The sequence below is a fragment of the Vibrio sp. H11 genome, assembly GCF_004804295.1.
Lineage (GTDB): Bacteria > Pseudomonadota > Gammaproteobacteria > Enterobacterales > Vibrionaceae > Vibrio > Vibrio ostreae.
Genome location: NZ_SSHN01000016.1, coordinates 46,566 through 69,213, shown reverse-complemented (window position 1 = coordinate 69,213; position 22,648 = coordinate 46,566). Strand labels below are relative to the sequence as shown.

The following is a 22,648-nucleotide window of genomic DNA, read 5'->3' as shown; positions in this document are numbered from 1 at the left end:
AAGATTACTTATGCGTAAAGTGGTTATCGGTGTCATGATCGCCGCCTTAATGGGGTGTTCGATGGGGCATCGGGATCCGGTTGAGGTAAAGAAGTCACTTGACCAGTCGATTCAGGACTCAAACAGCCGTAATCTGGAGCAGTTGCCCGCTTCGGTCGAAGCCGATCTGATGCCCGATTTGCATGAGACGGAATCCGGTGCGGTGCGTAATCTCAAGCGCTTTCGCATTCAGGCCAAAGAGGTGGATGCCAAGGCCTTTTTTGCCAGCCTGGTACAAAATACCGGCTACAGCGTAGCCATTCACCCTGCCGTTGAAGGCAACATCACGGTCAATCTGAGCGATGTTACTCTGGATGAAGCACTGGATGTGGTACGCAACCTGTACGGTTATGACATCGAAACCCAGGGAAAAGTGGTGCAGGTGTATCCGGCGGGCCTGCGTACCGTGACCATTCCGGTCGATTATCTGCAGTTTAAGCGCAGTGGCCGCTCCTTGACGTCGATCACCACCGGTACGATTACCAATACGGACTCCAGTAATAATTCAAGTAACGGAAGACGTTCAGTCAACAGCAATAGTTCTTCATCTTCTGATTCAAACGGGTCTAATCGGGAAAGCTCGGTTTCGGCAGAAACAGCACGTGGCGGGACAGAAATCGAAACCACCAGTGAGAGTGACTTCTGGCCACAGCTGGAAACCGCGGTCGGCCGCCTGATTGGCAGCGGGCGCGGGCAGAATGTGGTGGTGACCCCGCAAGCGGGGGTGATCACTCTGCGTGCCTATCCGGATGAAATCCGCGAAGTGCGCCGTTTTCTCGATGTGTCGCAGCAGCGTATGCAGCGCCAGGTAGTGCTGGAAGCGAAAATTCTCGAAGTGGCTCTGACTGACAGCTATCAGCAAGGGATTAACTGGTCAAACATGTCGCTCGGTAACGGCGATGTGGTGATCAACCGGGTTGGCAGCGGTAGCTCGACCCTGCCGGGACTGGATGCCATCGGTACCTTGCTCGGCGGCCAGACCAATATCACCATTTCCGACGGCAGTTTTACCTCGGTGCTTAATTTTATGGCCACCCAGGGCGATCTGAATGTGCTGTCCAGCCCGCGCGTGACGGCTGCCAACAACCAGAAAGCGGTGATCAAGGTCGGCAGTGATGAGTACTATGTGACCGATCTGACCAGTGTGGTCGGCTCGGGCGACAATACCCAGGCTGCCCCCAACGTTGAACTGACGCCGTTCTTCTCCGGCATCTCGCTCGATGTCACGCCGCAGATCGATGATAAAGGCAATGTGCTGCTGCATGTGCACCCGTCTGTAATCGAAGTCGAGCAGCAGGACAAAGAAATTACCTATAACGACAGCACTTTTACGCTGCCACTGGCGCGCAGTTCGATTCGTGAATCGGATTCGGTGATTCGTGCTCAGGATGGCGATGTGGTGGTGATTGGCGGTCTGATGAAAACCGATACCAGTAACAGCGTGTCGAAAGTGCCGTTTTTGGGCGATATTCCTGCCCTCGGCCACCTGTTCCGCAGCACCACCCAGACCAAAGAGAAAACCGAGCTGGTCATCTTGCTGAAGCCGACCGTGGTCGGGGTGAACACCTGGCATAAAGAGCTGGAACGTTCGCGCGATCTGCTGCAGGAATGGTTCCCGGACGCTGAGTAATTATTATGTATCTGGCCCACTTCGGATTGGAGCAGTTGCCGTTTCACCTCACACCGGACACGCGGTTATTTCTGGGCTTAGCGCCGCATTATGAGGCGATTCAAAGTGTCGGCGCCGCGCTGGAAATGGGCGAAGGGGTAATCAAAATCACCGGTGAAGTCGGCACCGGTAAAACCATGGTGTGCCGGATGTTGCTGACCCATTTGTCCTCTGATGTCGAGCTGCTCTATTTACCCAATCCAGCGCTGAGTGCGATGGAGTTGCGCCGCGCGGTGGCCCACGAACTGCAGCTCGGTGAACTCAGTGACAGCACGCTGGTGGAAAGCATTCAGGCCCGTTTGATGACGCTGCACGATGAGGGCAAGCGGGTGGTCGCTATGGTGGACGAAGCGCAGGCGTTATCCGATGAAGCGCTGGAAGTGCTGCGTTTGTTCGGCAACCTGGAAACCGAACAGACCAAATTACTGCAGATGGTATTGATAGGCCAGCCGGAACTGGATGTGCGCCTGAGCGAACATCATCTGCGCCAGTTTCGTCAGCGCATCACTTTCAGTGCCACCCTGCGTCCGCTCAATCTGGCAGAGAGCGTGGCTTATATCGATAACCGTTTACAAAAGTCCGGTGCGGCTCAGGAGCTGTTCAGCCTCGGGCAAAAGAAAGCCTTGTGGCGCGCGTGTCATGGTATCCCGCGTCTTATCAACCAGGTGTGCCATAAAGCGCTGTTACTGGCGTTTTATGATGCGGTACCTGAAGTGAGCAACCAGCATGTTTATGCGGCAATTCATGACACTTTTGATACCTGTAAACCTAAATTCAAAACCCCGCTGCTGTGGGGATGGAGTCAGTAATGAGTGAGATCAACAAAGCGCTGTCCCAGTTGGCGGCCAAGCGCGGAGCCTCACTGGAGCAGATTGAAGCGGCCCGTGTGGCGCCGGTGAAAACCCGCCCCGGCTGGGTCTGGGCGCTGGGCGGTTGCGCGCTCAGCCTGGCTTTAGGCGGCTGGGCGGTGTCCTGGCAGGCGCCGCACAGTCTGCCAGCGGACGAAGGGCAAGGCGAACCTGTCTTGCTCGCAGCGCAGCAAACTGAGTTAGCTCCGACGGCTTCGCCGACCCGCAATACCAGCCCGACGGCGATTGAAGTCTACCGGCCGTCACGTACCGTTAGTGATGCGCCGCGCGAAAAAAATGTCGCTCAAGCCGCGGCTCAATCTCAGCCACCGCCTCCATCCGTCACGGCACCGCGATCGGCGCCGCCGCAGCAACCTGCTGCGCAGGAGTCAGATCGTCAATCGGCTACCGATACATCGGCACAGAGCGTGGAAAGCGATAACCGTGACGCGCACATGATGGTTGAGCAGGTGGAACTGACCCCGCAGCAACTGGCGCAAAAAGCGCTCAGCCGCGCCGATAAAGCGCTCGACAGCAATGATTTTCAGGATGCGGTCGATGCCTACAGTGAAGCACTGCGTTATACCCTGGAGGATGAAACCGTGCGCCAGAAACTGGCGGCGCTTTACTACGGTAAAGGGGATGTACGGCGTGCGTTTGACCTGCTGCAAAACGGCATTGAACTTAATCGCCAGGGCGAGCGGCTGCGTATCGCTCTGGCGAAATTACTGATTAAAGAACAGCAGCCGGAAGCGGCGCTGTCGCCATTGGCTTTTCTGCCTGCCGCGCCATCGCTGGAGTATTTATCGCTGCGCGCCGCTCTGGCGCAAAAGAGTAAACATAACGAACTGGCGCTGGAGAGCTATCAGGCGCTGACACAAAAAGAGCCCGGCAATGGCCGCTGGTGGCTGGGTCTGGCCATTCAGCAGGAGCGGGCGTTCACCCTGCCTGAGGCGAGAGCGTCGTATCAGCAGGCGCTGAGCAAAGTGGGACTCTCTTCGCAATCACAAACCTTTATCCGCGATCGTCTGGCCGTGATTGCTGCTGTGGAGGAAGACAAACGTGCAAATTAAACTTCGGAAACGTCTCGGCGACCTGCTGGTTGAAGAGGGTATTGTCAGTGAAACGCAGCTTGAGCAGGCGCTGGTAGCCCAGCGTGAAAGCGGGCGTAAACTGGGCAGCACTCTGATTGAGCTTGGTTTTCTCACCGAGCAGCAGATGCTGACCTTTCTGTCCCAGCAGCTTTCTCTGCCACTGATTGATCTCAATCGCGCCCACATCGACATTGATGCGGTGCAACTGCTGCCGGAAGTGCATGCGCGCCGCTTACGGGCGCTGGTGATTGGCCGTGAAGGCGATATTCTGCGCGTCGCCATGAGTGATCCGGCGGATCTGTTTGCCCAGGAGTCGCTGCTAAACCAGCTGCCGATGTACGGCTTTGAGTTTGTGATTGCCTCGGAAAAGCAGCTGGTGGAAGGGTTTGACCGATATTACCGTCGCACTAAAGAAATCGCCTCGTTTGCGGAGCAGCTGCACGCTGAACACCAGGGCAACGATGCTTTTGACTACACCATAGGCGGTGAAGACAGCGAAGATGTCACCGTGGTGAAGTTGATCAACTCCTTGTTTGAAGACGCGATTCAGGTCGGTGCGTCGGATATCCATATTGAGCCGGAAGCGAACATGCTGCGTCTGCGCCAGCGCATCGACGGGGTGTTGCATGAAACCCTGCTTAATGAAGTTAACATCGCACCGGCGCTGGTACTGCGCCTCAAACTGATGGCCAACCTGGATATTTCCGAGAAACGCTTGCCGCAGGACGGCCGGTTTAATATCCGCAGTAAAGGTCAGTCAGTGGATATCCGGATGTCGACCATGCCGGTGCAGCATGGTGAGTCGGTGGTGATGCGTCTGCTCAACCAGACCTCCGGGGTGCGCAAGCTGGAACAGTCCGGTATTCCGGAAGATCTGTTGCTGCGTCTACGGCGTCAGCTTAAACGCCCGCATGGTATGATCCTGGTTACCGGGCCGACCGGTTCCGGTAAAACCACCACTTTGTATGGTGCGCTGTCCGAGCTTAATGTCGCCGGTAAGAAAATCATTACCGCGGAAGACCCGGTTGAATACCGCATCGAGCGGGTCAACCAGGTGCAGGTTAATCCGAAAATTAATCTCGATTTCTCAACCCTGCTGCGCACCTTTCTGCGTCAGGACCCGGATATCATTCTGGTCGGTGAGATGCGTGACCAGGAGACGGTGGAAATTGGCCTGCGTGCGGCACTGACCGGTCACCTGGTGCTGTCGACCCTGCATACTAACGACGCAGTCGACAGTGCGCTGCGTCTGATTGATATGGGCGCACCTGGCTACCTGGTGGCCAGTGCGGTGCGGGCCGTTATTGCACAACGCCTGATCCGTAAAGTCTGCCCGGATTGTAAAAGCGAGGATGTGGTGGATGATGCGCGCCAGCAGTGGCTGGCACAGCGTTTTCCCAATCAGGTCGCGGCGCCGTTTCTGCGTGGCCGCGGCTGCCAGAGCTGTAACCTGACCGGCTATCGCGGTCGGATCGGGGTATTTGAAATGCTGGAGCTGGAACACCATATGATGGACGCACTGCGTGCCAATGATGCGGTCGGTTTTGCCCGCGCTGCGCGCGCCGATAAAGACTACAAACCTCTGTTGGTGTCGGCGATGGAGCTGGCGCTGCAGGGCGTGGTCAGTCTGGATGAAGTGATGGCCCTGGGTGAGGGTGACTCGTCCGGCATGGCCCAGGCGTTCGAGTTGTAGGATAACGTATGCCAACCTATCGTTACTCAGGCCGCAATCTGGACGGCAGCAAGGCCTCAGGTTCGGTTGAAGCGCCGAACGAAGAGCTGGCGGCTGAAACGCTGATCAACAAAGGGGTGATCCCGACGTCGATCGCGCGCGGTAAAGGCAAAACCAGCGCTGGTAGCGGTTTTGACTGGCGCACGCTGCTGGTACCTGCGGTACCGCTCGAAGTCATGGTGATCTTCTGCCGCCAGATGTACAGCCTGACCAAGGCCGGTGTGCCACTGCTGCGTTCGATCAAAGGTCTGACTCAAAACTGCTCCAACAAGCAGTTGCAGCATGCGCTGGAAGAAGTGACCAACGAACTGACCAACGGACGTGGTCTGTCATCGGCGATGCAGATGCATGCCGGTGTGTTCAGCCCGCTATTTGTATCGATGATCAATGTCGGTGAAAATACCGGTCGTCTTGATCAGGCATTATTACAGCTGGCCAACTACTATGAGCAGGAGGTTGAAACCCGCAAACGGATCAAAACCGCGTTGCGTTATCCGACCTTTGTGATCAGTTTTATCTTACTGGCGCTGTTTATTCTCAATATCAAAGTGATTCCGCAGTTTGCCAGCATGTTTAAGCGCTTCGGTGTTGATCTGCCGTTGCCGACCCGGATTCTGATTGGTATGTCGGACTTTTTCGTTCACTACTGGCTGGGTATGGTCGCGGTGATGGTGGCCTTGCTGTTTGCGTTTCGCGCCTGGCTCAACACCGCAGCCGGACGCGAAAAGTGGGATAAATTCCGCCTGCGTATGCCGATTGTCGGCACCATAGTCAATCGGGCACAGTTGTCGCGTTTTTCCCGCACGTTTTCCTTAATGTTACGTGCTGGGGTGCCACTTAATCAGTCGTTGGCTCTGGCTGCCGAAGCGCTCGACAATAAGTTTCTCGAGGCGCGCCTGCTGGAGATGAAGGCGGCGATTGAGGCTGGCAGCAGTGTGTCGGCCACAGCGATCAACAGTGGCGTGTTTACCCCGCTGGTGATCCAGATGATCGCGGTCGGGGAAGAGACCGGCCGGATTGATGAGCTGCTGCTCGAAGTGTCGGATTTCTATGATCGTGAAGTGGATTATGATCTCAAAACGCTGACCGCCAGGATCGAACCTATTCTGCTGGTGATTGTCGCCGCGATGGTATTGGTACTGGCGCTGGGTATCTTCCTGCCGATGTGGGGCATGATGGATGCCATCAAAGGGCGTTAACGGTGCTCACACAGCGTTCCGGCCTGATTTTGTGGGCCTTGGTGGTATTGAGTCTGATTGCGGTCATGTTTTCTGCCTGGCAGCCGATAAACAGAGAATTACAGCGTACCGCGTTTGAGGTAGCCAGCGGCCGTATGATTGAGCGGGCCAACTTTTACAAGCAGGAGTGGCTGCTGCGCGGCCAGCCGCAGCGCAGTCAGATTGACGGTGAGTGGATTGAATTCTCTCCGCATGGCTGGCTCTATCCGCGCCTGGACGGCGAGGGTAACGGCGAGGGCGCGGTAGATTGCAACACTCTGTTAGCCCAGCTTTACCCGCAGGGCACAATTTTGAATCAGCCGCCGCGGGTGACTGGCACAACGCTGAGTAACGGCTATGATTGTGTGTTTGAATACCACAACGACAATACGATAGAAATACGGTTACAAAACAACAGGTTTTCAGCGAAAATACGCCCGCAGCCTTAATCGGGCCGCAGATTCTATTTACCGTGTCACGAAGTTGAGCGAAAACCGGTTGCCTGTATATGCAACATTGATGAGTGTGTTAGGATTAGAGATATGAGTAAGCAGTCGGGTTTCTCCCTGGTCGAATTGGTGATCGTGATTGTGGTGGTGGGCTTACTGGCGGTGGCCGCCTTACCCCGTTTTCTCGACGTTACCGATGAGGCCAAAAAGGCCAGTATTGAAGGTGTGGCCGGTGGTTATGCCACTGGCGTGCTCTCTGCCCGTGCGCAGTGGGAAGCGCGCTCGCGTCCCTCGGTGACGGTTGGTAACGAGCGCTACAATACGGTTAACTATGATGGCATGGACTTCTGGCTGACCCGCGCCCAGGACAGCAGCGGCACCAGCACCGATTTTCGCGACGGTTATCCGTTTGCGCTCAATGATAACGGTGGCAGCGCGCCGGGCAGTCTGGATGACCAGAATTGTGTCGACTTGATGGACAACCTGCTGCAGAACCCGCCGCAAGTCGATACGGTGGCCAATGCCAGCAGTAATGATGATATCCGATACAGCGCACAGGCTGACGGCAGTAACTGGACCTGCACTTACGTGCAGCAGGAAGGCAACAGCGCACATCAGTTTGTGTACGAGATCCGAACCGGCCGGGTAACGGTCACCTTACAATAAACGATTTATTTTTCTATATAAGAGAGAGTTACAATGAAAAGACAAGGCGGTTTTACCCTTATCGAACTGGTGGTAGTGATCGTAATCCTCGGCATTTTGGCGGTCACAGCCGCGCCGCGTTTCCTGAATTTGCAAGGCGATGCTAGAGCGTCAGCACTTCAAGGTCTGAAAGGTGCAATGCAAGGTGCTGCGGGTATTGTTTATGGTAAGGCTGCGATTAGTGGGGTTGAAACTAGCGATGAAGTGGTAGTTATTTCTTCAGCCGAAGGTAATGTAAATACTATTTTTGGATACCCTACTGCTAGCAGTGCAGGCATTGTAGCTGCTATGAAAGGATTTGATACTGACGGTGATTGGCAAGTTTCTGGGGGAGCTGATACTGCGGGTGCTGTAATTCAGGTTACTCCAGCAGGAAACAATCCAAACTGGACTTGTAATGTTACATATAAAGCAGCAGAAACCGCTGGATCCGAACCTGTTATTACAGTGTCAGATGCAGGAGATTGTTAATCAGATGTATTCCAAGGCCAGCCTCGCTGGCCTTTATTGCTTTAGCCGGTCTGAAATCACAGCCTGAGCTTTGACCGGCTTGCTACACTTAGCCTTTATCTTTCCTTAACCAGAGAATCGATGCACTCATCTGCTCGTACTAACGCCGGGTTTACCCTGGTGGAACTGATCGTGGTGATCATCTTAATCGGCATTGTGTCGGTGTACGCTGCCAGCCGCTTTATCGGTGTGGCGAGCTTTTCTGCCTTTACCGCCCAGGAGCAGGCGATCTCGATTATCCGCCAGATCCAGCTCAGCCGCATGCAGTCCAACCTCAGTGCCGAACAGCTGCAAAGCAACGGCTATTATACCCTGGCGGTGACGCCAGACTGTTTAGGCTCGGTCGCGGCCTGTCAGGCCGGAAATGATGACTTACGCAGTGATGTGCTGCGTGGTGACCAACTCTCGTTCGCCTCTTCTGTATCGCTCAATAACCAGAGCCTGTCGTTTGATCTGCTCGGTAATCCGGTCGGGATTAATCAGCCCGGCCTGACGATACTGATCAGCGCGCCGGACAGCTCAACCCAGATTTGCATTAACTCGCAGGGCTATGTGTCACGCGGAGGTTGCGTATGATGCGCTGGCGCGGTTTCACCCTGATTGAAAGCATTGTGGTGATGGTGATTATTGGTCTGGCGATGGTGACTCTGGTCAGTTTTCTCTATCCGCAGGTCGAGCGCTCGGCCACGCCGCATTACCAGACCCGCGCTGCCAATCTTGGCCAGAGTATGATGAGCCAGATCCTGGCGCTCGGTTTTGACGAAAATAGTGATTTTGACGGCGGCTTTTTGCGCTGCGGTGAAGCGGGTGCCGAGGCGTGTACGCCTCCTGAATCACTGGGCCGGGACGGGAATTCAACGCCCGGAGAATCCTCACCGGATCAGTTTAACGATGTCGATGACTATATTGGCTGCTGGTACAGCGACAGGGCGAGCGATTGCGGTTCGAATCCCGATGTTTATCCGCTGGCCAATGTGCTGGGCCAGGATGTGAGTGCCAACTACCGCCATTTTACCGTCACTGTGGCCGTTAGTTATGCCGGCAGTAATTATCAGCCGCTGGCGGCAGTGACTGCACTCAAGCAAATCCGCCTCACAGTGGATACCGGCGGTTATGGCCAGTACCAGTTTGTCGCCTATCGGGGGAATTACTGATGCGCGCGCGCGGATTTACTCTGGTCGAAATGATCCTGACCCTGATTGTTGGTTCGATTCTGGTACTCGGGATCGCCGGATTTGTCGAACTCGGCAGTCGCGGCTACGCTGATAGCGTGGCCCGGCAGCGTATCCAGACCCAGGCCCAGTTTGTGCTGGAAAAAATGATGCGTGAGATTCGTCATGCTATCCCGAACAGTCTGGCGATCTCATCTGACAGTACGCAGCAGTGTTTATCGTTTTACCCGATTGTCTATTCCGGTTTTTATGCCCTGGGCGGCGAAGACAACACACAGCTCAGTTTTCTGGTCGGTAACGTGTCGCAGGCGAGCAGTTCGCTCAACTTTGATGGTTTGACCATGATGATCAATCCGAGTCATCAGGAAGAGTTTAACTCCGGCAGCGGCATTGCGATGAGCGGCAGTGATACCACGCTGACTTTAGCGCAGCCGCTCAGCAGCCAGTCGGTGGCACAACGATTTTATATGTATCGCTCGGCGGTGGAGTATTGCCTTAATTTTGCTGCCAATACCATCAGCCGCAATGGGGTTATCGTCGGTGACAGCATCAGCAGCGGCAGTTTTGATTATGAGTCGGCCAGTTTGCAACGCAGTGGCGTGGTGCATTTGTCGCTGCGTTTCAGCCAGAATGGTGAGTCGAGTGATTTTGAACAGGATGTGCAGGTACTCAATGTTCCCTGATAAAGTGCAATCGCGCCCAGCTGCCCGTCAGCCATTGGCCGGGCGGCGTAAACAGGGCGGCAATTTATATATGGTCGCCCTGTTTGTTATCGTGGTGATGGGCTTTCTCGCTTCGGCATTAAGCCGGATGGAATGGTCCAATCAGGATGGCCTGGCGCGCGAACTCCTCGGTACTCAGGCCTGGTTTGCTGCCCATTCCGTCAATGAGATGGCGCTGACCCAATTCTATCCGCTCGGCCAGTCGGCTGCGGTGCGCACGGTATGTAACGAGCAGTGGGCTGAAGTTGCAACCCAGGTCGACAACCTCATGGCGCAATATCCGGGTTGCTCAGCACAAGCGCAGTGCATCTCGCTGGGAGAGCTGCAGGATGACCAAGTGTTTAAGCTGGAAAGTCGTGTCACCTGCGGCAGTGGTCGTTATCAGGTGGAACGGGTGCAGGATGTGCTGGTGAAGGAGTAAATATGAATTGGAAAACTTGTCTGGCGTCCGTAGTGTTGTTATGCCTTCCACACCTGGTGATGGCATCACCAGGTTTAGCGGTGCTGGACAATGTGTTTGATAGCCCGGTGCAGGCCTGGCGCGGGGCTGAAAATGGCACCTTAGCCCTGGGTGGTAGTACCCATATTTACGGCTTCAAGAGCGCGGATATCGGCAGTAACGGGCGTATCGCTGTTGCAGTGAAAGGCATTGTTGATAATGACAGCTGGAAAACCTTTTGTCACCTTGGGTATCCCGAAAACAGTTCATCGGGCAATGGTTATTTGTGCCAGCCTTCGGTTGGTCAGATTTTGCAGGTGGATGTGATGCCAACCTTTGACGTCACATTTGATGATGTACGCGATATGGTTATTAGCAACAGCTCCACTGTTGATCGCACATTCAACAATGTCAGTGGTGACTTGAATTTACAACCGGGAAACTACAGGAACATTACGCTTCAAACCACGCAAAGGGTCACGTTTCGTCCCGGAAATTATAACATTCAAAAATTGGAACTCGCTGATGGTACGCAACTATATCTCCCGGCTGGTAGTTCGTTATCCATCAATACATTAATCACTTCCCCCTGGAATGGTAAACGGATATCGATTACATCAGATACTCAGGCGCTAAAGATTAAAAACGTAACCGTTCGCGATACGGATGTTGTCCTCAATAGTGGGATTTACCAGTTTGAGGCATTTACGACGACTGGTAATAGCAGCACGCTCAATGTTTATGACGCCTCTTTTTCCGCCTATAGTCTTTCTTTCTCCAACGGCAGTGCAGTGAATTTTCACGTAGGGCGCGATAAAAGCAACTTTAAAGTTTATGAGTACATGATGTCTGGCGGTGCTAACCGGGCCTATTTCGCTGCTGGTGTGTATTACATTAAGCGCTACCTCAATACGTCCTCAAAGAACGAAACCATGTATGATGGCGCCGTCACGCTGGTGGCTAACAAGGTCAACCTCAATGGTTCCGGTAAAGGACAGGGTAAAAAGGTCAACCTGTATGCTTTAGATGATCGGTTCGATCCCAGCAGTGCCGGGCAGGCCGATTTTAACGTGGATGGTAGTGCCAACTTATGTGCCAATGTGTTCAGCCGGCGGCGTTTTTCCGTCAGCGGTGCCGGCGTATTTACCGGCGCAGTTATTGCCGATCAGACGATCCTCTCAGGCAGCGCCAGCATCCGTTATTATCCGGGGGCGGCCTGTTCGGCCAGCGACATCACTACCCAGACCGACTACCAGCTGCAAGTCATTCCAGAGCTGGACTACAGCCTGATTTGTACCACGCAGGATATTCATTTTCAGGTAGCGACCGAGGGAGAAGCGACCGGCAGTTATCGGGGTAAGATAGCGGTAACACCGGATAACAACCTGACGCTGGTTGCCGGCAAAGGGACGAAACTGGCTGCGGGTCTCTACCAGGCTAATGCCGCAGGAGAACTATGGTTCCAGTTAAGCTCGGCTGGGAGATCGAATCTGGTCAATGTGAGTGCTACCTTACTTGATAGTGATGGCCAGCCTTCGGTATCCGGTGAGTACCATTTTGTACCGTATAAACTGGCCGCCGAAGACCAGCGTGTGATTGCCAGCAAACCGCAGCCAGTGACCATCACGGCCCAAACCTGTACTGCGGATGGCAGCCCGAAAGATTTGGCCTACCAAGGCACGCCAACGATCAGCTCTGAATGGCAGGCACCAGCTAACGGCGTTGGTGAGCTGAAGTTTTCTCCTGTTTTCAAAGATGGGGAAGCGACGGCGGATTTAGTGATGGACGACAGCGGCATCAAAACCGTGCTGCTGGAAGACAGCAACTTTAACTGCCGCGAGCTGGGCGACGATTGCCCGATCAAAGGTAAAGGCACGTTGCAGGGCAGTTTTACTGTCTATTCACGTCCGTGGACCTTAGCCATTTGTTCGCCCGGTGACAGCAGTGCGATGGACGGCAATATTACCGATCGCAACAGCACTGCCTTTACTGCGGCCGGCAACACATTCGGGCTGAATGTGCGTCCGCTACGCTGGATCAGTGGTGGCGCCGCACAAGGTGAGATTGAAACTTCAGGCCTGTGTGCCCGGCCGGTGACGCAAAACTTCTTTTCGTCTGCCGCACAACTCAGTGCAAAGGCAGAACTCAGCTATCGGGTTGCTGAACCCGAAGATGGAGCGAACGGTACGCTCAATGGTGAGTTGCAACGATACAATACCTCAGGGGTTAACGATGAATATCTGCCCTTTAGCGATCTCAACTGGAGTGAAGTCGGGGTGTTGCGGGTACAAGCGGGCCTGAGTGATGAGTACCTCGGCATGACGGTCAATCCGGGTTATCGCGAAATTGGCCGCTTTTATCCGGCCTGGCTCAGTCTCAGCGCCAACGACTGGGATTATCCCGATGGTCAGACAGGTTTTGCTTACATGAATCAGCCGTTTGGTTATGGGTTTAGTGTTGAAGCGCAGAACAGCCAGGGCCAGGTTACCCAAAACTATTCATCATTTGATCCGGCTCTGATCGCCGATATTAAGCTGCTGGCGGTGGACAGCAGTGGTGGCGATCTCGGCGCGCGGATTGCCGATTACGACCTACAGTTCTGGGATGGCTCCGGCTCCTGGTCGGATGGTGTGTTGTCAGGTGAGCACTCACTGACATTCAGCAAGCGTGTAACCAATCCCTCTCCTTATACCACCAGCGCGGATGGTCCGTTTACCAGCGGATTTGGCTTGCGGGTGACCGATAAAGTGGATGGTGTGGACTTTACTTCACCGCAACTGACATTAACTCAGGATGGTACGACAGTGGATCGCGGTGCGGTGTTTGGTTCGCAACCGGATATTCGTTACGGGCGTATGGTGCTGGATGACGTCGGCGGTACCACCGTCAGTAAGATAAATGTACCGCTGCGGACGGAATACTGGCAGGGCAGCCGCTTTGTCACCAACCGTGATGATAACGGCAGCTGGTTCCGATCGAGCGCCAATTCGGTTTGCCGCCAGAGCATATGGACTGCAGATGCCGATAAGTTCAATTCATCACTCGAGCCGCGCCAGGCGTCACTGCAAATCCCGACAGTAGCGGCAGGAGAGAGCGATCAACTGATGGCGACTCCCCATTCCGAGCAGGAGCAGAACAGTGTGCGTGAACAGGTACGTTTCTGGCTGCGACTTGATGACAGCAGTAGCCGCTCGCCGCAGCTGGCCGACAGCAGCATAACCTGTGGTCCGCAGGGGGCCGATAATCCCTGGCTGCAATACAATTGGCGCGGTGTTGGTGATGAGGATCCGTCGGCAGTGGTGACCTTCGGCGTGCATCGCGGCAACGATCGGGTGATTTTCCGTGGTGAAGCACGCCTGACCGGGCAATGATCCCGTCATTTTCACCCCCCAGGTTAGGAATCTGTTAGAAATTGCGTGTTTCAGCCCATGTTTAGACCTCAATGCCTTGCTGTGATGGCAAGGCATTGGTACATTTAGTGCAATTTTTCTCTTCATTTCTTGCAGGACGAACGAAGATTATGTTCAAAAAACTTCGTGGCATGTTTTCAAATGACCTATCGATCGATTTAGGTACAGCCAACACACTTATTTATGTTAAAGGACAGGGTATCGTTCTAGACGAGCCTTCCGTCGTTGCCATTCGCCAGGATAAAGGTCGTGGTGGCAAAACTGTTGCGGCTGTGGGTCACGCAGCTAAGCAGATGCTAGGCCGTACGCCGGGCAATATTTCCGCTATTCGTCCGATGAAAGACGGCGTGATTGCTGACTTCTACGTGACAGAGAAAATGCTGCAGCACTTTATCCGCAGCGTGCATGACAACAGTATTCTGAAACCTAGCCCGCGCGTGCTGGTTTGTGTGCCATGTGGTTCAACCCAGGTTGAGCGTCGTGCAATCCGTGAATCGGCGCTGGGTGCCGGTGCACGTGAAGTGTATCTGATTGATGAGCCGATGGCGGCGGCGATCGGTGCGGGCCTGCGTGTATCTGAGCCGACCGGTTCTATGGTGGTCGATATCGGTGGTGGTACCACTGAAGTGGCGGTTATCTCTCTGAACGGTGTGGTGTACTCATCATCAGTGCGTATCGGTGGTGACCGTTTTGATGAAGCGATCATCAACTACGTGCGCCGTAACTACGGCAGCCTGATCGGTGAAGCGACGGCCGAGAAGATCAAACACGAGATCGGTTCCGCTTATCCGGGCGATGAAGTTCAGGAAATTGAAGTACGCGGCCGTAACCTGGCCGAAGGTGTGCCACGCAGCTTTACCCTGAACTCGAATGAAATCCTGGAAGCGCTGCAAGAGCCGCTGACTGGTATCGTTTCGGCGGTGATGGTGGCGCTGGAACAGTGTCCGCCAGAGCTGGCGTCTGATATTTCCGAGAACGGCATGGTTCTGACCGGCGGCGGCGCACTGCTGAAAGATCTGGATCGTCTGCTGACAGAAGAGACCGGCATCCCAGTTGTTATCGCTGAAGACCCGCTGACTTGTGTGGCGCGTGGTGGCGGTAAAGCTCTTGAAATGATCGATATGCATGGTGGCGATCTGTTCAGCGATGAATAATGGCTTGTCTGGCACTCTGCGGAGTGCCCGAATTCAACTTTAGGATGGTTTAAGATGAAGCCAATATTTGGCCGTGGGCCTTCCCTTCAGTTGCGTCTGTTTTTCGCGGTCATTATATCAGCCAGCCTTATGCTGGCTGATAGTCGTTTAGGTACATTCACTCATGTACGTTTTTTGCTCAACAGTTTAGTTGCGCCTATTCAATATGCTGCCGACCTGCCGCGCAGTATGTTTGATGGATTCTACGAGCGTTTTAACACCCGTCAGCAACTGATGGAATCGAATCGCACGCTGAAACAGGACGTGTTGACGCTGAAAAGCGATCTGATCCTGCTTGACCAATACCGCGAAGAAAACCAGCGCCTGCGTAAACTGCTTGGCTCTACTTTTGTGCGAGATGAGAAAAAAGTCGTGACGGAAGTGATGGCGGTCGATACCTCACCGTATCGTCATCAGGTGGTGATTGATAAAGGCCGCGTGGATGGCGTTTACGAAGGCCAGCCGGTCATCAATGAAAAAGGGATTGTCGGTCAGGTGACCTTTGTTGCGGCGCATAACAGCCGCGTATTGCTGCTGATTGACCCCAACAATGCCATTCCGGTGCAGAATATCCGCAATGATATCCGTGTCATCGCGTCCGGGAACGGCCAGAGCGATGAGATTCAGCTTGAGCACATTGCCACCAGTACCGATATTGAAGTCGGCGATATGCTGGTGACATCGGGGTTGGGCGGAGTTTATCCGGAAGGTTATCCGGTGGGTTACGTTGCCCAGGTCGATAAAGATACCCGGCGTGAATTTGCGGCGATTCAAGCAACGCCGGTGGTCGATTTTGACCGCTTACGCTACCTGCTATTGATCTGGCCGAATGAAGACCGCCAGCAGCAAGTGATTAACGTTGATATGCAACCGACAACAGTTGGCAGCAATGCAGAGGACAATAATAATGGCCAGTAATGATTGGGCAGGCCGTGTTGTTATCTGGGCCTCATTCTTTTTTGCTCTGGTGTTGCAAACCATTCCCTGGCCAGGTGCGCTCGATCTGCTGCGCCCATCCTGGTTGCTGCTGGTGACCTGTTACTGGGTGCTGGCGCTGCCGCACCGGGTCAACGTCGGTAGCGCACTGATACTGGGTTTACTGTGGGATTTACTGCTCGGCTCGACGCTGGGTATTCGCGGCATGATGATGTCGATCGTGGTTTACCTGGTCGCACTCAACTTCCTGGTGTTGCGTAATATGGCACTGTGGCAGCAGGCAATGGTGATTGCCGTGCTTTCTATGGTGCTGGAAATCCTGATTTTCTTTGGCGAATATTTGATCCAGGACGTGACATTTAATCCATTGTCACTCTGGAGTGGCTTAATTAGCTGTATACTCTGGCCGTGGATGTTCTTATTACTGCGTCGGGTTCGACGTCATTGGCATATTAAGTGATAACGCGATGAGCGATAAAAAACTGATCTTAGCTTCCGGCTCGCCAAGACGGCGCGAATTGTTAGCTCAGTTGGGTTATCAGTTTGATGTCCTGGTCCCCAATGTCGAAGAAGCGCAGCAAGCGGATGAAAGTGCGCGGCAGTATGTAGCACGTTTATCCCGTGATAAAGCGCTGGCTGGCTTAGCCCTGGCAGCAGCCAGCAATCATACGGTAGCAAGTCATGATATGGTCGTGATTGGCTCCGACACCATAGTGGTGCAGGACGGACTGGTGCTGGAAAAACCGCACGATTTTGCGGACTCCCGCCGCATGCTGCTGCATCTGCAGGCCAATCGCCATCAGGTGATGACCGCGGTAACGGTGGCTACAGCACAGCAGCATCGCTCTGTCGTGGTGACCACAGACGTCTGGTTTAAAGCTCTGACCGAACAAGAAATCGAACAGTACTGGCAAAGCGGTGAACCTTGCGATAAAGCTGGCAGTTATGGCATTCAGGGATTGGGTGGACGATTTGTAACAAGATTAGAAGGCAGCTACTACGCCGTCGTCGGGCTACCACTCTACGAAACTGACCAGCTCTTGCGCGAATTCTTATAATTTAAAACATTGAGGTGCGCTCATGAGTGCAGAGTTGCTCTTAAACGTCACACCGAGTGAAACGCGGGTGGCGATGATTGAAGGCGGTGTCCTTCAGGAAATCCACATTGAACGTGAAGCAAAGCGGGGTATTGTCGGCAACATCTACAAAGGCAAAGTGAGCCGGGTTCTGCCTGGTATGCAGGCTGCGTTTGTTGATATCGGCTTAGACAAAGCGGCGTTTTTGCATGCTTCTGATATCGTTCCGCACACTGAATGCGTGGCCGAGAACGAGAAACAGCAATTCCAGGTGCGTGATATTTCGGAACTGGTGCGTCAGGGGCAGGATATCGTGGTGCAGGTGGTGAAAGATCCGCTTGGCACTAAGGGCGCGCGTCTGACCACAGATATCACTCTTCCTTCCCGTTACCTGGTCTACATGCCGGGTGCCAGCCATGTCGGTGTCTCGCAGCGGATTGAAAGCGAATCTGAACGTGATCGTCTGAAAAATGTGGTCTCGCAATATTGCGATGAGCACGGTGGCTTTATTATCCGTACCGCTGCCGAAGCGGCGAAAGAGAAAGAACTGTCCCAGGATGCCGCTTTCCTTAAGCGTCTGTGGGGTAAAGTGATGGAGCGCCGGGCTAAATACAAGAGTCGTTCGACCCTGTATGGCGAACTGGGCCTGGCACAGCGCATTCTGCGTGATTTCGTCGGTACTGACCTGACCAAAATTATGGTCGATTCACGGCAGGAATATGAAAATCTGCTTGAGTTCACCTCGGAATTTGTGCCTGAGCTGACCGATAAGCTTGAGTTGTACGAAGGCGATCAGCCCATTTTCGATATGTACGACACCGAGAACGAGATTCAGCGTTCCCTGGAGCGTAAAGTCGAACTGAAGTCCGGCGGTTACCTGATCATCGATCAGACCGAAGCCATGACCACCATCGATATCAACACCGGTGCGTTTGTCGGGCGTCGTAATCTGGAAGAGACGATTTTCAACACCAACATTGAAGCCACTCAGGCGATTGCGCGCCAGCTGCGTTTGCGTAACCTGGGCGGTATTATCATTATCGACTTTATCGATATGATATCCGAAGAACACCGTAAGCGGGTACTTACTTCACTTGATGCAGCGCTGAGCAAAGACCGGGTGAAAACCAACATTAACGGCTTTACCCACCTTGGTCTGGTGGAAATGACCCGTAAACGGACGCGCGAAAGTATTGAACATGTGCTGTGTTCCACTTGTCCAACTTGTGAAGGGCGTGGCAGCGTGAAGACCGTTGATACCGTGTGTTTCGAGATCCTGCGTGAAATTACCCGGGTTAACCGGGCCTACGATGCGGATCAGTTTGTGGTCTATGCGTCACCGGCGGTGGCAGAAACGCTGCACGACGACGAATCACACTCTCTGGCGGAGCTGGAAGTCTTCATCGGGAAGGAAGTACGTATTCAGGCTGAACCTTTGTATGTGCAAGAGCAATTTGATGTCGTAATGATGTAATAGGACAGCGAGTGATCTCAATGTTAACTCGCCTTGGGCGGATCGTAACCTGGCTGCTGGTCAGTTTGTTGGTGCTGCTGGCAATTGCCATCACGGCGCTGCGTGTTCTGTTGCCGGAAATGAATCGCTTTAAGGATGAGATCCAGGGCTGGGTCAGCGCGCAGAGCCACATTCAGTTTGAAATCTCGGATGTACGTGGCTTCTGGCGCAATACCCACCCGTCGCTGGCCCTGCAGGGCGTTCAGGCCCGTTTCCCTGACGGCAGTCAGATTCAATTTAACACCGACCGGATTGATGTCGAGTTTGATCTGTTTGACTCGCTGCTACAGCAAGAGCCGGTGGTCGCTAATCTGGTTATCCATCAGCTCAGGCTTGATATCCGTTCGGTTGATCTCAACCAGCTGAACCCGTCTTCCGGTGACGAGGCGCTGCCCGGCGCTCAGGGGCGGGTATTACGCCGCCTGGATGATCTTTTCTTACGTCAGTTAGATGACTTCTCTTTGCAGAACTCCACCATTCAGTATCAAAGTCTGGCCGGCGATATGCGCCAGCTCGATATTGATAAGCTGCACTGGAAAAACCAGGGCCAGCGCCATCTGGCCGAAGGGGTAGTCAGCCTGGCCGATGCGGAAATCAACTCGCTCAAAGTGAGTGCTGACTTTCGCGATCACGGCTCTTTGAGTGACATTTCCGGTGATTTCTATGTCAGTGCCGATAAGCTGCGCGTCCTGCCGTGGCTGACCCGTTATCTGAAAGATGCGACCGGGATTCAGCGCGGTGTGGTCAGCTTCGACGGCTGGATGACACTGGAGAACAATCAGCCGGTCGATGGCTATGTCGCCTTAAAACCGTCTGAGCTTATCTGGCAGCAGGCTCCTGCCGAGTCAGAAGCTGAGCAGGATGCCGAGTTGTCATCCGGCAGTGAACAAGCCACAGATTCGCAGCGCCATGAGCTGCTGCTTGAATCGGGTATTCTGGTCCTTTCTCCGCATAAAGAGGGTTGGAAAGTAAGTGCGCACTCACTAAAAGCTCGTACTGACGATACGCCGTGGCCGGAGCTCGATTTCGCCCTGGACTGGCAGCCGCAGCAGTGGCGCCTCAACGTCTCCCAACTGGATATTGCGGCCCTGCTGCCCTTGGCCCGTCTGGTGCCGGAATCCCAGCAAACCAATCAGTTACTTGATGAGCTCAGTCCGAGCGGTCTGGTGGAAAACCTGCGTGTGCAGCAAGGTGTGACGCCTGAGTCACTGCGCTATTCGGCCACGTTGCAAGATATCGGTATCAAGCAGTGGGAACTGCTGCCGGAAGTGCATAATCTGCAGGCTAAAGTGAGCGGAACGCCGGATAAGGCGGTGATTCACGCCAGTCTGATTGATGATGTGCTGCCGTATGGTGACGTGTTCCAGGCGCCGCTCAATATTCGCCAGGGTCAGGTCGATATGGTGTGGCAGCGCGATGACAGCGGCTGGTCACTGTGGGCGGATAAAGTCACCGCGGCGACCCCGGATCTGCAGGTGCTGGGCGCGTTCCGGCTCGATTTTCCTGAGGATAAAAGTCCGTTTCTGTCCTTTTACGCCGAAGCCGATCTGCATAATGCCGGCGAGACCTGGCGTTATCTGCCGACCCTGGCGCTGGGTCATGAGCTGACCGACTATCTCTCAACCGCGATTCAGGGCGGTAAAGTCAATACTGCCAAGCTGCTGTGGTACGGTGAGTTGGGCGATTTCCCTTATTCGAATCACAACGGCATGTTCCAGGCCTGGGTTGGTCTCAAACAGGCGACCTTTAGTTTTGATACCGCCTGGCCGGCGATTACCGATATGCAGCTTGATCTGCTGTTTGAAAATGATGCCATGTACCTTGACTCACATGCCGCAACACTGAAAGAGGTCAAAGCGCAGCGTATTACCGGCCGTATTCCGCATCTTGAATCGGACGGACATATTGAAATTGAAGCCAGCGCAGTGGCGCAGGGCAATACGGTGCGTGATTACATGACCGCGACGCCGCTGGTCGACTCGGTGGGGGCGGCACTGACTGCGATTCAGGTCAGCGGTGATGTGACGTCTGAATTCCAGCTCAATATTCCGTTTAGCTCCGAGCAGGAGCCGCGTGCCTGGGGCTGGGTGGACCTGGATAAAAACCATGTCGAGATTGATGCGCCGCCGATGACGCTGGAAGCAGTCAGCGGCCGGATTGAGTTTGACAATGATGTGGTGACCGCCGCCGGTTTGTCGGCTTCGCTGCTTGAGCAGCCGATTTCGTTTGATTTTCGGGGCGAAAGTGCCGCGCAGGGCTATGCGGTTAATATCGATCTGGTCGGTGACTGGGAACTGAAACCGCTCGCGCCGTATGTCGGCGCGCGCTGGATCAATCCTCTCCAGGGCCATGCGCCGTGGCAGATGGGCGTCGATATTCAGCTTAACGATGTCGGCTTTACCTATCAGATTGATGCACGTGCTAATCTGAACCGGGTGGCAAGCCGTTATCCGTATCCGCTCAATAAGCCGGTTAATAGCAAGGGGACGGCATTGCTGCAAGCCTCCGGTAACCAGCAGTCGATCAGTGCCCGGGTTCAGGTGCCGAATGCCAAGTACCAGGCTGAAATCGACATTACCAAGTCCGTTCCGGTCCTGACCGCCACCAATCTGGTGGTCGGCCAGGGCAGTTTTCGCATCAGCCCCGTGGTCGGGCATGATGCGCAGATCCGTACTGACAAGTTAGATCTCGACCAGTGGATTTCTCTGCTGCAGCCTGAGCCACAAAGCAAGTCAACCTCAGCTTTGGCGACTGTGAATACCCTGCAGATCCCGATCCCGCAGCGGGTCGACGTGCGAGTCAAAGAGCTGCATGTGGCGGATCTGGACTGGCATGATGTGGTTTTTAATGCGCGTCAGAAAGATCAGTTGTGGCAGATGATGATCGACAGTCAGGAAGCGCAGGGTGTGGCGGATTATCAACTGCCGGACAAGCTCAGTGTTAACTTACAGCGTCTGCATCTCTATATTCCGCAGCTCGATGAGCAGGATGGTAAAGCGCCGCTGGTCGATATCGAGAAACAGGATGCCCCCTTGATTTCTGATTTTGATCGTCAGTTCCACGCGCTGATGCCGGATCTTAAGTTGGATATCAGTGACTTCTGGTTGCAGGGCTATAAAGTCGGTAAGCTGGCGATGGCGATGGAACGCCAGCACAATACCCTGAACTGGAAACAGATTGATCTGACCAGCGGTACCAATGAAGTGCACATCAACGGTGGCTGGACGCTGCACAATGACCGCAGCCATACCACGATGAATCTGGCCATGAAAGGTGACAATAACAGCGATCTGATGGAGCGTTTCGGTATCAGCTCCGGTATTCAGAAAGCGCCGTTTGATATGACCAGCCAGCTGCAGTGGGACGGGGCGCCTTGGTCAATGAAGGTCAACACTCTGCAGGGCAAGCTGGAGACTGAGCTCGGCAAAGGCGTGATCTCGAATGTCAGCGGCGCGGCCCGCTTGCTGGGGCTGTTCAGCCTCGATTCGATCATTCGTAAAATGCAGCTTGATTTCAGTGACGTGTTTGATGACGGCATGGCATTTAACTCGATCACCGGTAACGGCGAAATTTCCCAGGGGGTGTTTGTCACCAATAACATCAAAATGGATGCGGTGGCGGGCGAGATGACCATTAAAGGTCTGGCGGATCTCAACACCCGAACGGTTGATGCGGAAGTGAATTTTGTGCCGGATCTGACCTCCGGTATTCCGGTTTTGAGCGCATTTGCGGTCACGCCGGCCACCGCGCTGTATGTGCTGGCCGTTAATACGCTGATTTCACCTGTGGTCGAGATCTTTACCCAGGTCAACTATGAAGTGAAAGGGCCACTGGATGCGCCGACGGTCAAAGAGCTCTCGCGTACCCGCGGTGAGTTCAAATTGCCGGAAAAGCTGAGAAAGTTAGCAGAATAGGGAGTGAGAA

Annotated in this window: 19 protein-coding genes; all 19 read left to right on the top strand. The window is 54.2% G+C overall.

Annotation, left to right across the window (positions count from 1 at the left end; all coding sequences use genetic code 11):
• The first annotated feature begins 10 nt into the window (after positions 1-10).
• The 19 genes from mshL to E6C74_RS18885 all read left to right on the top strand — a co-directional run bounded on the left by mshL (position 11) and on the right by E6C74_RS18885 (position 22,638).
• Positions 11-1,669, top strand: coding sequence for a pilus (MSHA type) biogenesis protein MshL (mshL, locus tag E6C74_RS18975; protein ID WP_136487617.1), 1,659 nt, complete (start codon positions 11-13; stop codon positions 1,667-1,669).
• 5 nt (positions 1,670-1,674) lie between these two features.
• Positions 1,675-2,517 (top strand): AAA family ATPase, encoded by an 843-nt coding sequence (locus E6C74_RS18970; protein ID WP_136487616.1) that lies wholly within the window; start codon positions 1,675-1,677, stop codon positions 2,515-2,517.
• Positions 2,517-3,629 (top strand): MSHA biogenesis protein MshN, encoded by a 1,113-nt coding sequence (locus E6C74_RS18965; protein ID WP_136487615.1) that lies wholly within the window; start codon positions 2,517-2,519, stop codon positions 3,627-3,629. Before E6C74_RS18970 ends, E6C74_RS18965 begins: the two co-directional genes overlap by 1 nt.
• Positions 3,619-5,343 carry a GspE/PulE family protein gene (locus E6C74_RS18960; RefSeq protein WP_136487614.1) on the top strand — a complete coding sequence of 575 codons (1,725 nt, stop codon included), beginning with the start codon at positions 3,619-3,621 and terminating at the stop codon, positions 5,341-5,343. The genes E6C74_RS18965 and E6C74_RS18960 overlap by 11 nt, the downstream gene beginning before the upstream one ends.
• A gap of 8 nt (positions 5,344-5,351) precedes the next feature.
• Entirely contained in the window at positions 5,352-6,581 is a 1,230-nt protein-coding gene (locus E6C74_RS18955; RefSeq protein ID WP_136487613.1) for a type II secretion system F family protein, read from the top strand.
• Positions 6,582-6,583: 2 nt separating this feature from the next.
• Positions 6,584-7,048, top strand: coding sequence for an MSHA biogenesis protein MshF (locus tag E6C74_RS18950; protein ID WP_136487612.1), 465 nt, complete (start codon positions 6,584-6,586; stop codon positions 7,046-7,048).
• A 93-nt stretch (positions 7,049-7,141) separates the two neighbouring features.
• Positions 7,142-7,714, top strand: coding sequence for a prepilin-type N-terminal cleavage/methylation domain-containing protein (locus E6C74_RS18945; protein ID WP_136487611.1), 573 nt, complete (start codon positions 7,142-7,144; stop codon positions 7,712-7,714).
• Positions 7,715-7,747: 33 nt separating this feature from the next.
• The gene (locus tag E6C74_RS18940; protein WP_136487610.1) at positions 7,748-8,224 is read left to right on the top strand and encodes a type II secretion system protein; all 477 of its coding nucleotides are present in this window, start codon (positions 7,748-7,750) and stop codon (positions 8,222-8,224) included.
• Positions 8,225-8,344: 120 nt separating this feature from the next.
• The gene (locus tag E6C74_RS18935) at positions 8,345-8,839 is read left to right on the top strand and encodes a prepilin-type N-terminal cleavage/methylation domain-containing protein (RefSeq protein WP_136487609.1); all 495 of its coding nucleotides are present in this window, start codon (positions 8,345-8,347) and stop codon (positions 8,837-8,839) included.
• Positions 8,836-9,417, top strand: a complete 582-nt coding sequence (locus E6C74_RS18930; RefSeq protein WP_136487608.1) for a prepilin-type N-terminal cleavage/methylation domain-containing protein — start codon at positions 8,836-8,838, stop codon at positions 9,415-9,417. Before E6C74_RS18935 ends, E6C74_RS18930 begins: the two co-directional genes overlap by 4 nt.
• Positions 9,417-10,118: a prepilin-type N-terminal cleavage/methylation domain-containing protein gene (locus tag E6C74_RS18925; protein WP_136487607.1), complete on the top strand. Its 702-nt coding sequence runs from the start codon at positions 9,417-9,419 to the stop codon at positions 10,116-10,118. Before E6C74_RS18930 ends, E6C74_RS18925 begins: the two co-directional genes overlap by 1 nt.
• Positions 10,108-10,578 carry an MSHA biogenesis protein MshP gene (locus E6C74_RS18920; RefSeq protein ID WP_136487606.1) on the top strand — a complete coding sequence of 157 codons (471 nt, stop codon included), beginning with the start codon at positions 10,108-10,110 and terminating at the stop codon, positions 10,576-10,578. Before E6C74_RS18925 ends, E6C74_RS18920 begins: the two co-directional genes overlap by 11 nt.
• 2 nt (positions 10,579-10,580) lie before the next feature.
• Positions 10,581-13,967 carry a DUF6701 domain-containing protein gene (locus E6C74_RS18915; protein WP_136487605.1) on the top strand — a complete coding sequence of 1,129 codons (3,387 nt, stop codon included), beginning with the start codon at positions 10,581-10,583 and terminating at the stop codon, positions 13,965-13,967.
• A 149-nt stretch (positions 13,968-14,116) separates the two neighbouring features.
• Positions 14,117-15,160 carry a rod shape-determining protein gene (locus E6C74_RS18910; RefSeq protein ID WP_020332232.1) on the top strand — a complete coding sequence of 348 codons (1,044 nt, stop codon included), beginning with the start codon at positions 14,117-14,119 and terminating at the stop codon, positions 15,158-15,160.
• A 54-nt stretch (positions 15,161-15,214) separates the two neighbouring features.
• Positions 15,215-16,117: a rod shape-determining protein MreC gene (gene mreC, locus E6C74_RS18905; RefSeq protein WP_136487604.1), complete on the top strand. Its 903-nt coding sequence runs from the start codon at positions 15,215-15,217 to the stop codon at positions 16,115-16,117.
• Complete coding sequence (mreD, locus tag E6C74_RS18900; RefSeq protein WP_136487603.1) at positions 16,107-16,595, top strand: rod shape-determining protein MreD; 489 nt, start codon at positions 16,107-16,109, stop codon at positions 16,593-16,595. The genes mreC and mreD overlap by 11 nt, the downstream gene beginning before the upstream one ends.
• Before the next feature lie 7 nt (positions 16,596-16,602).
• On the top strand, positions 16,603-17,193 hold the full coding sequence (locus E6C74_RS18895) for a Maf family protein (RefSeq protein WP_136487602.1): 591 nt from the start codon (positions 16,603-16,605) through the stop codon (positions 17,191-17,193).
• A 22-nt stretch (positions 17,194-17,215) separates the two neighbouring features.
• A complete protein-coding gene (gene rng / locus E6C74_RS18890; RefSeq protein WP_136487601.1) occupies positions 17,216-18,685 on the top strand; it encodes a ribonuclease G in 1,470 nt (489 codons plus the stop codon).
• An 11-nt stretch (positions 18,686-18,696) separates the two neighbouring features.
• Positions 18,697-22,638, top strand: coding sequence for a YhdP family protein (locus E6C74_RS18885; protein WP_136487600.1), 3,942 nt, complete (start codon positions 18,697-18,699; stop codon positions 22,636-22,638).
• The last annotated feature ends 10 nt before the right edge of the window (positions 22,639-22,648 follow it).